Origin of the sequence: Robiginitalea sp. (assembly GCF_049588695.1) — a bacterium.
Lineage (GTDB): Bacteria > Bacteroidota > Bacteroidia > Flavobacteriales > Flavobacteriaceae > Robiginitalea.
In genome coordinates this window covers 1-12498 of sequence record NZ_JBAVZJ010000653.1, presented here as the reverse complement: position 1 = coordinate 12498, position 12498 = coordinate 1, and the positions used below count along the sequence as shown (strand labels likewise).

The 12498-nt window shown below is 47.4% G+C and carries 12 protein-coding genes and 1 pseudogene; 9 read left to right on the top strand and 4 right to left on the bottom strand.

Annotated features, from left to right (window positions below; genetic code table 11):
- Positions 1-1862, top strand: a 1862-nt coding sequence (serA, locus tag WBV75_RS14950) for a phosphoglycerate dehydrogenase (RefSeq protein ID WP_424121380.1), incomplete at its 5' end; no start/stop codon positions are given.
- A gap of 15 nt (positions 1863-1877) precedes the next feature.
- On the opposite strand, the gene WBV75_RS14945 is transcribed toward serA, so the two are convergent.
- The gene (locus tag WBV75_RS14945; RefSeq protein WP_424121379.1) at positions 1878-2351 is read right to left on the bottom strand and encodes a 23S rRNA (pseudouridine(1915)-N(3))-methyltransferase RlmH; all 474 of its coding nucleotides are present in this window, start codon (positions 2349-2351) and stop codon (positions 1878-1880) included.
- A gap of 93 nt (positions 2352-2444) precedes the next feature.
- Here WBV75_RS14945 and nadC point away from each other — a divergent pair, with 93 nt between their 5' ends.
- From nadC to priA, 3 genes are all read left to right on the top strand, one after another.
- The gene (gene nadC / locus WBV75_RS14940) at positions 2445-3302 is read left to right on the top strand and encodes a carboxylating nicotinate-nucleotide diphosphorylase (protein ID WP_424121378.1); all 858 of its coding nucleotides are present in this window, start codon (positions 2445-2447) and stop codon (positions 3300-3302) included.
- On the top strand, positions 3303-4322 hold the full coding sequence (locus WBV75_RS14935) for a YihY/virulence factor BrkB family protein (protein WP_424121377.1): 1020 nt from the start codon (positions 3303-3305) through the stop codon (positions 4320-4322).
- Positions 4323-4389: 67 nt separating this feature from the next.
- The gene (gene priA, locus WBV75_RS14930) at positions 4390-6846 is read left to right on the top strand and encodes a replication restart helicase PriA (protein WP_424121376.1); all 2457 of its coding nucleotides are present in this window, start codon (positions 4390-4392) and stop codon (positions 6844-6846) included.
- A 5-nt stretch (positions 6847-6851) separates the two neighbouring features.
- Here priA and WBV75_RS14925 read toward each other — a convergent pair whose 3' ends face one another.
- A complete protein-coding gene (locus WBV75_RS14925) occupies positions 6852-7544 on the bottom strand; it encodes a LytR/AlgR family response regulator transcription factor (RefSeq protein ID WP_424121375.1) in 693 nt (230 codons plus the stop codon).
- Positions 7545-7794: 250 nt separating this feature from the next.
- Between WBV75_RS14925 and rpsF the strand changes: the two genes are divergently transcribed.
- From rpsF to hisS, 5 genes and pseudogenes are all read left to right on the top strand, one after another.
- On the top strand, positions 7795-8133 hold the full coding sequence (gene rpsF, locus WBV75_RS14920; RefSeq protein ID WP_424121374.1) for a 30S ribosomal protein S6: 339 nt from the start codon (positions 7795-7797) through the stop codon (positions 8131-8133).
- A 3-nt stretch (positions 8134-8136) separates the two neighbouring features.
- Positions 8137-8432 (top strand): annotated as a pseudogene (rpsR, locus tag WBV75_RS14915) (30S ribosomal protein S18).
- A gap of 11 nt (positions 8433-8443) precedes the next feature.
- Complete coding sequence (gene rplI / locus WBV75_RS14910; RefSeq protein WP_424121373.1) at positions 8444-8896, top strand: 50S ribosomal protein L9; 453 nt, start codon at positions 8444-8446, stop codon at positions 8894-8896.
- 75 nt (positions 8897-8971) lie between these two features.
- Positions 8972-9445: a DUF6495 family protein gene (locus WBV75_RS14905; protein WP_424121372.1), complete on the top strand. Its 474-nt coding sequence runs from the start codon at positions 8972-8974 to the stop codon at positions 9443-9445.
- Positions 9446-9500: 55 nt separating this feature from the next.
- Entirely contained in the window at positions 9501-10883 is a 1383-nt protein-coding gene (gene hisS / locus WBV75_RS14900) for a histidine--tRNA ligase (protein ID WP_424121371.1), read from the top strand.
- On the opposite strand, the gene WBV75_RS14895 is transcribed toward hisS, so the two are convergent.
- Positions 10872-11420, bottom strand: a complete 549-nt coding sequence (locus tag WBV75_RS14895) for an NUDIX hydrolase (RefSeq protein ID WP_424121370.1) — start codon at positions 11418-11420, stop codon at positions 10872-10874. The two genes, hisS and WBV75_RS14895, sit on opposite strands and share 12 nt — an antisense overlap.
- 23 nt (positions 11421-11443) lie before the next feature.
- A partial coding sequence (locus WBV75_RS14890) for a M42 family metallopeptidase (protein ID WP_424121369.1) occupies positions 11444-12498 on the bottom strand: 1055 nt, incomplete at its 5' end.

Sequence of the window (12498 nt, the reverse complement as noted above, 5' to 3'; positions counted from 1 at the left end):
ATTTCGACAGCACATTGACCCGGGTAGAGGCTTTAGATGTACTGGCCGAAATCACTTTGAAGAACAGACCCGACCGCGAGGAGGTCATTCGCGAAATCCAGGAGATTACAAACCTGGGGATTGACGGGGATATTTCATTTACCGAATCCTTAGAGCGTCGCATTAAAATGCTCAGGGCCCATAAGGACCACCTCCCTGAACTCATCGAGCAATTGCGCGATAAAATTTCGAAGTCCATTTCTACCAATAAGGAGTTTTTCGAAAAACATGCCGACCAGATTTATGTGATTTCCGCAGGCTTCAAAGAATTTATCAATCCTATCGTCGCGGAGTACAACATTCCTGAAGAACGCGTGTATGCCAACACTTTTGAATTCGATGAAACCGGCAATATTGTGGGTTTCGATGCTGAAAATGTTCTCGCACAACACAATGGGAAAATTGAATGCCTGCGGTCCCTGGACCTGAAAGGGCAACTTCAGGTTATCGGAGACGGATATAGTGATTACGTGATGCGGGAGGCGGGGATTGCCCATAAATTTTTTGCCTATACTGAAAATGTACATCGTGAAAAAGCGGCCCGGAATGCGGACCACATTACACCGAACCTCGATGAATTCCTGTTTGTAAACGATTTGCCCCGGAATTTATCCTACCCGAAGAACCGCATCAAGATTCTTTTGCTTGAGAATGTCCATCCTGCGGCTTTTGAAAACCTCTCTGAAGATGGATTTTCGGTAGAGTTGGTCTCCCATAGCCTTCCGGAAGCCGAATTGATCGAAAAGATCAAGGGGGTTCATGTACTTGGCATTCGTTCCAAAACCCAGGTGACGCCAAAGGTGCTGGATGCGGCAAAGAAGCTCATGGTCATAGGGGCTTTTTGTATTGGAACCACCCAGATAGACCTGGAGTACGCCCGGAAAAAAGGGGTAGTGGTCTTTAATGCACCCTACAGCAATACGCGCTCGGTGGTGGAACTCGCCCTGGGCGAAATAATCATGCTGATGCGCTCCGTATTTCCAAGATCTTCGGAAATTCACGGGGGTGCATGGAATAAAACAGCAGCGAATTCGAGGGAAATCAGGGGTAAAAACCTCGGTATAGTTGGATATGGGAATATCGGAAAACAACTTTCGGTCCTCGCCGAGGCCATGGGGATGCGGGTCTATTATTACGATATTGACGACAAACTCGCCCTGGGTAATGCCATTCGATGTGCGACACTTGAAGACTTGCTCAATGTTTCTGATGTGGTATCCCTGCACGTCGATGACAACCCGCATAACCGGAACCTGATTGGAGAGCGGGAGTTGCATCAAATGCGCAAAGGCAGCTATTTGATCAATCTTTCCAGGGGCTTTGTAGTAGACATCCCGGCCCTTAAGTCCGCCCTGGAATCCGGTTGGTTAGCCGGGGCCGCAGTGGATGTATATCCCGAAGAGCCAAGGTCCAACGGGCCTTTTAAAAATGAGTTACAGGGTTTGGAAAACCTCATCCTAACACCTCATATTGGGGGCAGCACCGAGGAGGCGCAAAGGGATATCGCCGATTTTGTGCCGAATAAAATCATGGACTACATCAATTCCGGTAGCACGGTAGACGCCGTTAATTTTCCAAACATCCGTTTGCCAAAACAACAAAACGCCCATCGTTTTCTCCACATTCACCATAATACCCCCGGTATTATGGCGCATATCAACGAGATTTTGGCCAAGTACGACATGAACATTACGGGCCAGTATTTGTCGACAGACAGCGATGTGGGCTACGTAATCACCGACCTGGACAAGGAGTACAATAAGGACGTAGTAAAGGCCCTGAAGGCGGTATCGCATACCCTTAAATTCCGGGTGCTTTACTAAGGAGCAGAAACCCCGTTAGTCGTTGTGATAGGGATCCCCCTTTAAGATCGAGAAGGCCCTGTAGAGTTGCTCAAGAGCCAGAAGGCGGACCACCTGGTGGTTAAAGGTCATCCTTGAGAGACTCACCATGCCGTTGGCACGGGCCTTTAAGTCATCTCCATGACCGTAGGCACCACCAATTATAAGAACAAGTCGTTTGGGCCCGGCATTCATAGATTTTTGAAGGTGCTCAGAGAATTGGCGGGAAGTAAATTCACGCCCTTTTTCATCCAGGAGCCATACGGTGTCAGTGGGTTTTATTTTGCTCAATAATGCTGCGGCTTCCTCTTGTTTTTGGCGTTGCGGATTTTTTTTACCCTTTAAGCGAATCTCAGGGATGCTTTCCATCTCAAAGGGAAGGTATCGCTTCAGGCGGTTTTCAAAATCTGACATTAGGGAAGTAAGTGCACCTGAATCTGTTTTTCCCATAGCCAGTAGCAGGAGTTTCACAAATCAAAAGTAAGCTTTGAAGTCCAAATTCTGAAACGCGGCGGGAGGTCTTATCCACAAACAATTTACTACTTTAGTGGTTCAAATGCCTTTATGATATCAGCTGAAGAATTTCAAAGGGAAATAGACCTGATCATCACCAATGCGCTGCGAGAAGACATAGGGGATGGGGACCACAGTTCGTTGGCCTGCATTCCGGACTCTGCTACCGGCAAAGCCAAACTCCTGGTCAAGGATGAGGGGGTTTTGGCCGGGGTGGATTTTGCGCTTCAGGTCTTCGCTGCAGTGGATCCGGATCTCGAAGTCGAGGTTCATCTCCGGGATGGCAGTGCTGTGCGCTACGGGGATATCGCCTTTTTTGTTGCCGGTTCTGCCCAAAGTATTCTTAAGGCCGAACGACTTGTACTCAATGGAATGCAACGGATGAGCGCTGTGGCAACCAAAACCAGTACCTACGTGCAATTGTTGTCGGGGACAAAAACTCAAATACTGGATACCCGCAAAACCACTCCTGGGATTCGTGCCCTTGAGAAATGGGCTGTGCGAATTGGAGGAGGGGTAAACCACAGGTTTGCCCTGTACGATATGATCATGCTCAAGGATAACCACATCGATTTTGCCGGCGGCATTACTACAGCTATTAAAAAGACAAAAGCCTATCTCAAGAAGCATCACAGGGACCTGAAGATCATTGTTGAAGCCCGGGACCTGGGGGAAGTAGAAGAAATCCTCAATGCGGGGGGCATTCACCGAATCCTTTTGGATAATTTTAGTCTGGAAGATACCCGGGAGGCCGTTCGGCGTATTGGAAATCAATGCCAGAGTGAGTCCTCTGGCGGGATTACGGAAAAAACACTCAGGAGTTATGCCGAGTGTGGGGTCACCTATGTATCCTCCGGGGCCCTTACCCATTCAGTTTCCAATATGGATTTAAGTCTAAAGGCGGTCTGAATGAACGATACGCTGGCAGAGAAACTCGATCGAATCCCCCTGGTCAGGTGGCTGGTCAGGCTTCTGAAGCGCATACGCCTAAAGGCCTTTGAGGGTATGTCTATGTTCGATCTTATCGTGCTATATGTACGTGGGATCATCAGGGGTACTTTGTCTATTCGCGCCAGTGCCATTGCCTTCAGCCTGTTTATGGCGCTTTTTCCATTGTTGATTTTTTTGATTACACTATTGCCTTACCTCATTCCCTATGTGAATATTGGGGATGGCAATCTCGAAGAGCAATTCCTTCATTTTTTAGAAAACTTGTTGCCCCGTGCTTCCGGCGACTACCTGAACGAGATTTTTGTACAACTGAGTGAACAGAAAACAGGGGGCTGGCTGTCCTACTCTTTTTTAATCTCCATTTTTTTAATGACCAATGGGGTGAATGCCATTTTCGGGGGCTTTGAATCCAGTTATCACATTGAATTTACTCGCAACTTTTTTAAGCAGTATGCCTATGCCCTTATGGTGGGGTTAATTCTTTCCATACTCTTACTCCTTGGCGCTATAACGACTATTTATTTTGAAGTCTATGTGGGCGCCAGTCTCATGGATTTGAGTACCTCGGAAGAACCCGAAGTCTTCTGGATCCGCACTGGTCAGGCGGTCTCCTTTATTGTCCTTACCTACCTCACCACAGCCGTACTCTATTATTTCGGAACCATGGAGGGTAAAAAAGCCCGTTTTTTTTCTTATGGCGCCCTGATGACCACCCTGCTAATTCTTTTTAATTCCTACCTCTTCGGAGTGTATATCGAACGTTTTGCCCGATACAACGAGTTGTATGGCGCCCTTGGGGGATTGCTCATCCTGATGGTTTACATCTGGTTGAATTCCAATATTTTACTTCTCGGTTTCGAGCTGAATGCAACCCTGGCCTATCTTCATAAAAATGTCGAGAGGAATGGGGAGTCCCAGGATTTGGAAGACTCCCTTTCAGGGCGGGGGGCGGCTTCAGGGTTTGAGGCTCAGGAATAATTAAAACACTGAGGCAACAATTGCCGGGAAGTCTATTATTCGTCTCTGAAGATTATATTGCACCTACATGGACCACTTTATCGAGGTACTGCTCCCCCTTCCGCTTGAACGCAACTTCACCTACGCCATAAGCCCGGCACAGGCTTCCGGGTTGTGCATTGGCATGCGGGTGGCGGTACCCTTCGGCAAATCGAAACTCTATACTGCCCTGGTGGTCCGGATGGATACGGATCCGCCAACAGCTTATGAGGCCAAAAATGTTTACGAGATCCTGGATGAGGAACCCCTGGTGTCTGAACTTCAATTGCGGTTTTGGAAATGGATGGCATCCTATTATATGAGTACTCCCGGCGAGGTTTTTCGTACGGCCGTCCCCAGTATTTTACTCCTGGAGAGTGAAACACGGATATCCGGGGAGCCGTCATGGGAAGTCGGGTCTGCTGATTTGAATCCCTCCGAGGCCCTGGTGCTCCATGCTTTGCAGCACCAGCCGACCCTTCTGGTTTCTGAAATCAGCGCCCTGGTCGAGCTAAAAAACGTATTGCCCCTGGTCGGCCGGATGCTGAAACAGGGAATGATACGCGTAGAGGAAGCACTGAGCGGGGGTTACCGTCCCAAAGAGGTGCGTTTCCTTCGTTTGCATCAGGCGTATCAGGAGGAAGAGGCCCTTGAGGGGTTACTGAAATCCCTTTCGCGGGCACCGAAACAAACAGAAGTATTACTGCATCTTTTCCAGCTTCAGCAGGGGGTAAAAAAGCCTATCAAAAGTACAGACCTCGAAAAACAAACTGGTACTTCCAGATCCGTAATCAAAGCCCTTATCGATAAGGAAGTATTGGAGGAGTATACCCTGATCCAGGACCGGATAGGGAATCAAGAGGGTTCAGGAACCCGGGATCTGGCCGTCCTGAACCCGGAACAAAAGAAGGCTATTTTGGAAATTCAGGGCTTTTTCAAGAACCCGAAGCCCGTCTTGCTCCACGGCGTCACCGCTTCCGGTAAAACAGAAATTTACAGCCATCTTATCGCAGAAACCCTTAAGGCGGGTAAACAGGTCTTATACCTGGTTCCTGAAATTGCCCTAACGACCCAACTCACCCATAGAATGGAGGAATTGTTTGGCTCCCGGGTAGCGGCTTTCCACTCGCGTCAGAGTCAAGCCGAGCGGGCAGAGATCTGGTATCATTTACAGGAAGGGGGTGAAAAGGCTTCTGTAATCCTGGGTGCGCGTTCCTCCCTTTTCCTTCCATTTAAGAATTTGGGACTGATCCTTATCGATGAGGAACATGAGAATTCGTACAAACAGTTTGATCCCGCCCCGCGATATCACGCGAGGGACGCCGCAATTCTTTTGGCTTCCTATTGGGGCGCCAGGGTTTTGTTAGGTTCGGCCACACCGAGCGTGGAGAGTTATCACAACGCAACTATAGGGAAGTACGGTTTGGTTGAGATACACGGGCGGTACGGGGGAGTGCTCTTGCCGGAAATGGAATTGGTTAACCTCGCGGAGGCCTATCGGAAAAAACGAATGGCCGGGCATTTTTCCCATCGCCTCAGGGATGCCATAACAGAAACCCTCGAGCAAAAAAAGCAGGTTATTCTCTTCCAGAACCGCCGGGGTTTTTCACCCATAGTGGAATGTTTGAGTTGCGGGCATGTGCCCGGGTGCCCCAACTGCGATGTCAGCCTCACCTATCATCAAAAACGCGGACAACTCCGGTGTCATTATTGTGGCTTCCATCGTCATTTGGAACCAGAATGCGAGGCATGTGGTACCACTACCCTCGATACCAAGGGATTGGGTACAGAGCAGGTAACTGCCGAGTTGGCGGAATTGTTCCCGGAAACGAAAACCGCCCGGATGGATTTGGATACCACCCGCGGAAAGTATGCTTTCAGCCGTATCATTGAATCTTTTGAAGCCCGGGAAGTTCAGGTGCTCGTCGGCACCCAGATGGTGACTAAAGGGCTTGATTTTGGGAATGTTGGCCTGGTGGGAATAATGAACGCGGACACCTTATTGAATTACCCCCATTTTCGGGCACATGAACGTTGCTTTCAGCTGCTTACCCAGGTGGCAGGTCGGGCGGGTAGAAAGGACTTTCGCGGGCTGGTCTTGATTCAGACCTACAATCCGTACCACCAGATTTTGAAACAAGTTACCACGGGAGATTACTCAGGGATGTTCCGGGAGCAACTGTATGAACGGGAACAATTTAAATACCCGCCAGAAGTGCGACTCATCAAAATTACATTACGTCACCGGGAATGGAATAGGGTAGAGGAGGGGGCGGAGTGGTTTGCCCGATCCCTGAAGACCGTTTTTGGAGCGGGGGTTTTGGGCCCCGAATACCCACCTGTAAGCCGGATTCGCAATCAGTATCACAAGCAAATCCTGCTAAAAATCCCAAAAGGGCAGCCGCTGGCACCTACAAAAAATAGCATCAAAAGAATTCAAAGATCCTTTGATGCTATTTCAAACTATAGAAGTATTCGGCTTATCTACAACGTTGACTATATATAATCAGGTCAGACGTTGCTCAGCGCTTCTGCCAGCTCGGCCTTTTTATTCCTGCTCAACGGAATAGAACGGCCTGCAACTTCAACATTTTTACTGTTGTATTTTTCAATGCGCTCTAAGTTCACAATATAGGACTTGTGAATTCTCAGGAATTTATCTGCGGGCAATTGCTTTTCAAAAGCCTTCATTGTCGAAAGGATGACAACATTGGCTTCATCGGTAACTAACTTGATATAGTCGCCAAGGGCTTCCACCCATTTGATGTCACTGAGTACCACTTTTCGTTTCTTGAGGTTACTCTTCACGAAGATATGCTCCTCATCTTCATGTACCTTATGCATTTGCTCAAACTTTTGAACCGCTCTTTTCACAGACGCGTCAAAGCGAGCCATTGTAATCGGTTTATGCAAATAATCGGTTACATCGTAGTCGAAAGCTTTCAATGCATAATCCGGTTTTCCCGTAATTAGAATGACCTGGGGTGGGTTCTCCAGGGATTCCAGCAGGTCAAAACCGTTGATAATGGGCATTTCGACATCGAGAAAAATAAGGTCGATTTCATTGTTCTTAATCCCATTTTTCGCTTCTATTGCATTGCTGTATTCTGCAACAAGCGCGAGATTTGGATGATTGTTCACCAGTTTTGCAACCGCCATTCGCTGCATGGATGAATCATCAACGACAATACTCCTTAGTTTCATAAATGGTTGATTTGTGGGGTTAAATCATCGACAAAGTACCTAAAAACCACGACGAACTACAACTAAAGTTGTGAACATGGTGTGGAAAAGTGTGCTTTTGACAATGACCATAGTTAATTTAATTACAAGTATTTAAAGCGTAGGTTAAGCTTTATTTTTAATCACATGTAGCTATAACGATCTTTTTTTGGATTTCTTGTAAATGCATGGAAGAATTGTTACTTTTGCGCTCCTTTTTAAACTATAATATATGAGCAATTACGAAACTGTTTTCATTCTTAATCCCGTTCTGTCTGAAACCCAGATAGAGGAAACAGTTAAGAAATTTGAAGATTTCTTAAAGAAAAATGGCGCCAAAATGGTAGCCAAGGAGGATTGGGGCCTGAAAAAACTGGCCTATCCCATTCAAAACAAAAAAAGTGGTTTCTATCACCTTTTTGAATTTACCGGCCCCGGGGAGGTTATTACCCCTTATGAGCAGGAATTTAAAAGAGATGAGCGCATTATGCGGTTTCTCACTGTTAAGCTCGACAAGCACGCCATTGAATGGGCGGAGAAAAGAAGAACCAAACTAAAAGCTAAAGCGTAAGACATGGCCACTTTACAACAACAGGCAAAAGGTAAAAAAGACGGGGAGATTCGTTATCTGACTCCGTTGAATATTGAAACGACCAAGCAAAAGAAGTACTGCCGCTTCAAAAAATCAGGAATTAAATATATCGATTATAAGGATCCTGACTTTTTAATGAAACTGGTCAATGAACAAGGAAAATTCTTCCCCGCAGGTTAACGGGTACGTCCCTGAAATACCAGCGGAAAGTAGCACAGGCGATTAAAAGGTCCAGGCACCTGGCCCTGATGCCCTATGTAGGAGATCTTTTAAAATAAACGGAGGAAACATGGAATTGATATTAAAACAAGACGTTGAAAACCTCGGGTTTAAAGACGATCTGGTAACCGTAAAGAATGGCTACGGTCGGAATTTTCTGATCCCTCAGGGAAAAGCCATGCTGGCAACCCCTTCAGCTAAAAAGGTATTGGCTGAGAACTTACGTCAGAAAGCGCATAAGGAAAAAGAGGCGATTCTGGAAGCAGAGAAAATCGCAGAGGCGTTTAAAAACCTGGAAATCAAAATCCCGGCTAAAGTTGGTGAGGCCGATAAACTCTTTGGTTCTGTGACGAATGCCGATCTCGCGGCTGCGTTGGGGAAAGAAGGCCACGAAATAGAGAAGAAGTTTATCTCTATAAAGGGGGGTTCCATCAAGCGCACCGGACCCTATGAGGCTGAAATTCGTTTGCACCGTGAAGTGCAGGTGGATTTTGGGTTTGAGGTTGTCCCTGAAAAGAAATAACCTTTCGCCTTTAACTCATTAAGGATCCACCCTGTTTCTCGGGGTGGATCTTTTTTATTTATACCAAGACCTGAGATGAAATACAGAAGATTGACTCGCGAGCAGTTCGAGGAGCTGCATCCTGAATTCATTAATTTTTTGGCTACACAGTCCATTACGGCAGAGGAATGGGCAGCTATTAAAAACGATAAACCCGAAACAGCGGAGCAGGAACTGGATGTATTTAGCGACCTGATTTGGGAAGGGGTGCTCTCAAGGGTGGCCTATCTCGAAAACATCAGCGCACGGCAGATGCATCTTTTTAACTGTACGGCCAAGGAGATGAAACTCATATCCGTAAGGGTACATAACCCTGATATTGACTTGCGTACTGAGGTGGGTTTCGGGTGGTTTAAGAAAAACTGGCAATCTGATTTTGTAGAATACCTAACCGCTTCAAAAGCGTATACTGAGGATCCCAATAAGGATAAGTTTCAACTGATCGAACAGGGAGCGCAGATCACCAAAGGGGAGCTGTTCGAATGGTTTGAGAAAATCATCGAGATTTAAATCCATGGGAGATCAGATAATGGATCGCCTATATTTGTAAATACTAAGAAGACCTATGGCTCACAAACCATCTATTCCCAAGGGGACCCGCGATTTTAACCCCGATGAAGTTTTAAAGCGAAACTTTATCATGCAGACGATCAGCCGGCAATTCGAACGCTTTGGATTTCAGCCCATTGAGACTCCGGCCATGGAGAACATGGAGACCCTGATGGGGAAATACGGGGCGGAAGGGGACCGGTTGATTTTTAAAATACTGAATTCCGGGGATTTTCTCAGGAAGGTTGGCCAGGTGCCATGGGAACAAAAAGACAGCGTTCAAATTACACCCCTGCTCAGCGAAAAGGCGCTAAGGTACGATCTTACAGTTCCCTTTGCGCGTTATGTGGTCATGCATCAGAATGAAATTGATTTCCCTTTTAAGCGGTATCAGATTCAACCTGTGTGGCGGGCCGACCGGCCGCAAAGGGGGAGATTCAGGGAATTCTATCAATGCGACGCCGATGTAGTGGGGGCAAAAGGTCTGGTTCAGGAATTGGAATTCATACAGTTGTACGACCGGGTTTTTACAGACCTTGGATTACCCGGAGTAGTCATTAAAGTGAACCACCGAAAAATTCTTTCGGGAATTGCCGAAGTCATTGGGGCTGGAGAACGCCTTACCGATTTTACGGTTGCCCTGGATAAGCTCGATAAAATAGGTCCGGAAAAGGTTCGGCAGGAAATGATAGAGAAGGGAATCCCAGAGGGGGCTGTGGACCGGGCGTCGGCCTTATTCGAACTCAGCGGGAGCACTGAGGAGCAACTGAGTAGCCTGAGGGAGTTCCTGTCGGAATCCCCTGTGGGGATGAAGGGGATTTCAGAGCTGGAATTACTGGTATCCCAAACAGAGGAACTTGGGATGACTGGAGCGACCTGTAAGCTTGATATTACCCTGGCCCGTGGTCTGAATTATTACACCGGTGCCATTTTTGAAGTGAGTGCTCCGCCCGGGGTGCCCATGGGTTCTATTGGCGGGGGTGGCCGATACGACGACCTGACTGGTATTTTCGGGCTCAGGGATGTCAGCGGGGTCGGAATATCTTTTGGTTTGGACCGAATTTACCTGGTGATGGAAGAACTCGGACTTTTTCCTGTCGCCCTGAATCAGACGGTAGAAGTTTTCTGTTTGAATTTCGGCGAGCAGGAGAGCAGGGCAGCCCTGAAACTCGTTATGCAACTTCGCGATTCAGGTATTGGGGCGGACCTTTATCCGGATCCCGTTAAAGTTGCCAAACAATTTAAGTACGCGGATAAACGCGGATTCCCGTATGTGATTCTGATTGGGGAAGATGAACTGCGCGAGGGTCAATTCACTGTGAAGGACATGAAAACAGGGCAGCAAAGAACATACGCCATGGACGATTGGCAGACTTTTGCCAGCCTTTTAAACTCGTGATTGCAAGGCTGTAAACACAGCCTTGTAATACGTTCTGGAATGGGGCACATAGCCCGCCGGGGCTGCCATGCCCCATAACTCTTCCGTCAGCCGCAGCAAGGATCGCAATTCCAAAGCGGCCACTTCTTCCGGGTTCCCGGTCAAATCCTCAAGCGGCACCGGGAGTTCAGCGAGATAGACGTATTGAAATTCACGATCGTGAATCCCTCCCGGGTGTTTTTGATCAGAAGTGAACCTTCCCAAAAATTCCAGTTGGTTTGCCTTGAGTAAAAGTCCGATCTCTTCCCTGGTTTCCCTTAGGGCTCCGGCAAGTGGTGTCTCCCCATTCAGTATATGTCCGGCCACAGACACATCCCAAAGGCCCGGAAAAGTATCTTTATTTTCGGCCCTTTTCTGTAGCAGTACCTGCCCGGCATGTGTGTACAACCACAGGTGAATCGTCGGGTGGAACCACCCGTTTTTGTGGGCTTCAGACTTTAAGGCTGTCGTCCCTGTAGGTTTTCCGGATTCATCCCAAATCTCAATAATCTCATCCATACCTCGGAATTCACCAGGCTATTTTATTCAAAATAGCTGAATGTTTCTCCATCCTTGAGGTTTAAAAGGGTTTCGTAGATTAAACGAATGACATTGGCGACATCTTCTTTATGTACCATTTCTACTGTGGTATGCATATACCGGAGGGGGAGTGAGATCAGGGCCGAGGCCACACCTCCATTGCTGTACGCAAAGGCATCAGTATCCGTACCAGTCGCACGGGAGGCGGCCAGACGCTGGAATGGAATTTTATTTTTTGTGGCGGTTTCAATAATGCGATCCCTGAGTTTATGCTGGACAGCCGGAGCATAGGAGACGACAGGTCCCGCCCCGATTTCAATATGTCCCTCTTTTTTCTTCTCGATCATCGGTGTAGTCGTATCGTGGCATACATCGGTAATGATGGCAGCATTCGGGCGAATTCTCGCGGTAATCATCTCAGCTCCGCGAAGGCCTATTTCCTCTTGTACTGAATTGGTAATATAAAGTCCGAAAGGCAGGGTGATGTTGTTTTCCGAGAGCAGGCGCGCGACCTGTGCGATCATAAAGCCACCGGCTCTGTTGTCGATGGCACGGCACACAAACTTGTCTTTATTCATTACCTTGAAAGTATCCGGATAGGTAATTACGCATCCGACATGCACACCCATCTTTTCAACTTCCTGTTTGTCTTTTGCGCCAATATCAATAAATATATTGTCCAGTTTAGGCGGTTCTTCTTTGCTCTTATTACGGGTATGGATGGCCGGCCATCCAAAAACACCCTCCACAATGCCTTTATCCGTATGGATTTGGACCCATTTGGAAGTGGCGATCTGGTGGTCGCTACCACCGTTTCGGATGACGTAAATCAACCCGTCATCCGTAATGTAATTCACATACCATGAAATCTCATCGGAGTGGCCCTCAATAACTACTTTATAAGGTGCGTCCGGGTTGATAACCCCCACGGCAGTCCCATAGGTGTCGGTGAGAAAGGTATCTACGTAGGGTTTGAGATAGGACATCCAAATTTTCTGTCCTTCCCATTCATGACCGGTAGGCGATGGGTTGTTCAGGTATTTTTCAAAAAAATCAA